Here is a 2,817-nt window from a genome sequence, read left to right on the forward strand (position 1 = left end):
GCACCGGGCCGCTCATGGACGATCTGGCCGGGCTCGTCCGCGGGGTCCGGCCGGCTCTCGTCGGAGGGTCCGGGCGGAACGGGGCCGGGCCGCCGGGAGGCGGCGGACGCCGACAGGTCCGCGGCCTTCCGGCCGTCGGGCGGCTCCTCGCCGCGGGAACCCGCCGGTGCCGCCTCGTGCGACGCGAACCATGGCGAGGGGGCATCGGGGGCGGTGGGACGCGAACGCTGCGGGGGCACCGTGGGCTGCCCCGGCGGCCGTGGCGTACGGCGGTCCGCGAGCGGTCCGCCATCGCCGGACGGGGCGCCGGTCTTCTCCGGTGCGCCGTCGCCGGCCGGTGCGCCCTCGCCGACCGGGGTGGGACGGCCGGGCCCGGTGGGGTGGCCGGGCTTGGCCGGGGCCCGGCGCGGCAGTCCGCCGGGCTGCTGGGGATCCGTGAACGCCCGCGAGGAGCCGGGGCGGGCCGGCAGGGAGCGGCCCGCGTGCTCGGACGCGGCCGGGGCATCACCGGCGCGCAGCGAGCGGACGCCGTCGGGCACGCGGCGCGGCAGTGCCGCCGGGGCACCGCCGAGCTCACGGTGCGGCCGCGCCAACTCGGAATTCTTGGCGGAGGTCTTCCGGATGGGCAGCGAGCTCTCCCCGCCCGCGATGGCCGGCTTGTCACCGAGCATCAGCCTGGCCGGTACCAGCACACCCGCGCGCAGCCCGCCACCGGTCTCCCGCTCCGAGATCAGCTCCACGGTGACACCGTGGCGACGGGCCAACCGACCGACGACGGTCAAGCCCATCTGCCGGGACGTGGGTACCTCCACGGATGCGTCCCCCGCTACGCGCCGATGAGCCTTCGCCAATTCGGCACCGCTCATCCCAAATCCCTCGTCGCGGACCTCGATCAGTGCGGAACCGTCCAGCCGCAGTGTATTGCTGACGGTCACCCGGGTCTCCGGCGGGGAGAACGCGGTGGCGTTGTCCAGCAGCTCAGCGATCATTCGCGCCAGGTCACCGGCAGCGTACCCGATCACCTCGGCGGTGGGAACGGGCTCCACCACCACCCGCCGGTAGTGCTCGATCTCGGAGACGGCGGCGCGCAGCACACTGTCCAGTTGCACCCGCTGCTCGGAGGGGCGGACCGGGGTGCTGCCGCACAGGACCATCAGGTTCTCGTTGTTGCGCCGCATACGGGTCGCCAGGTGGTCCAGCTTGAAGAGGCTGGCCAGCTGGTCCGGGTCCTCTTCGTGCGACTCGAGCTGCTCCATCAGGCGCAGCAGCCGGTCCACCAGGCTCTGGCTGCGCCGGGAGAGGTTCACCAGGGTGTCGCGCAGATCGCCGCGGAGCGCGGCCTGTTCGGCGGCCAGGCGCACGGCCTGCCCGTGCACCGCGTCGAACGCCCTCGCGAGCTGCCCGAACTCCTCGGTGGTGTGCACCGGTACGGCGCTGATCGCGGTGCTGGACGCCTCGCCCTCGCGGATGCTGGACACCGCTTCCGGGAGCCGGCGCTCGGCCACGTCGAGCGCGGTGGAGCGCAGCACGGTCAGCGATCGCAGCAGATGCCGGGCGATGGCGATGCCGATGGCGAAGGCGAGCAGGAGCACGGCGAAGAGCAGCACGGACTCCGCACCGGCCCGGTCGCTGGTCTCGTCCTGGAGCTTGGCGGAGGTCACGCGGAGCCGGTCGGCGAGCCGCTTCTCCACCGTGTTGATGAGGCTTCCGTGCGCCTCCGAACTGCGGTGCCAGGTGCGGTCGGAGAACGGCGGGGCGCCGTCGCCGTTCTGCCCGGCGTTCAGCGAGCCCGCCTGGGACAGCACGCCGTCCAGCAGCTTGGCGCGCCGGTCGACCTCCGGGCCGGTGACCGTGCGGTCGTAGGCGCGCTGGTCCCCCGCGGTGGCCACGGCGCGGAAGTCGCTCAGCTTGTCCCGCAAGCGGATGTCGGACTCCTGGAGCGCCCTGATGAGCTTGGGGTCCTCCAGCCTGCCGGGCTTGGGTGCCACCATCACGATCACATGCTGGAGGTGCACCTGCTCCTGGACCATCTCCAGGTCGTACAGCGCGCTGGCCGGTCCGGACAGCTGAGCGTCACCGAACCCGCTGCCCAGCGCCTGGTCCAGGTCGAGCAGACTGTTGATGATCTTGCTGTACTCGGTCACCGCGGTCCATGAGCCCAGGTCCTTGGAGGTCACCCGCTCGCGCAGGTCGGCCAGTCCGCCCAGGAGCTTGGACGCGTCGCGGTAGCGGTTGGCCGAAACTCCCCGCAGACCGTGGGTCCGCTTCGTGGTGCGGGTGACGGCGGCCTGAGCACGGTCCACGCGCTGGGCCTGCTGCCGGAGCATGGCCGGATCGGCGGACCCACCCTCACCCAGCCGCTCGGCCGACAGGGTGCGCTCCATCTGCAGATCGCCGATCAACGGCCGCAGTCCAGCGCGCAGCTTGACCAGCCGCTGCACGTCCGCGTACGTGTTGGCGCGCGCCACGTCGCGCTGGATCTGCACGACGCCCAAGGCCACGGCGAGCAGAGCGGGCACCACCAGAACGGCGCCCAGCTTCACCGGCAGCCGCCAGTTGCGCCACTCCATGACGCCGGCCCACCACGACGGCGAACGGTCGCGCGCGGCCGCATGCCTGCCCGGGGTCATGAGGCGTGCTCCGCGCTCGGACCGGCTTGCCCACAGGGATGTATCACGATGCCGTTTCTCCTGGGATTTCCCCGGATGGGGAAAGTCGAACGCCCGGCAACGCGCCCGCCCACACCATAGCGCGGTCGCGCGCGCGCCCTCCAGTTAACGGTCCACATTGCAGATAGAGCCCCGCGCTGTTAGTGGG

General features: G+C 72.7%; 1 protein-coding gene. It reads right to left on the reverse strand.

The annotated features are described in order from the left end of the window. On the reverse strand, nt 1–2,630 hold a 2,630-nt coding region (locus tag ACFXB5_RS50605; protein WP_385222102.1), incomplete at its 3' end, for a nitrate- and nitrite sensing domain-containing protein. Nucleotides 2,631–2,817: the final 187 nt, after the last annotated feature.

It is taken from the genome of Streptomyces sp. NPDC059455 (assembly GCF_042750115.1).
Classification (GTDB): Bacteria; Actinomycetota; Actinomycetes; order Streptomycetales; family Streptomycetaceae; genus Streptomyces; species Streptomyces endocoffeicus.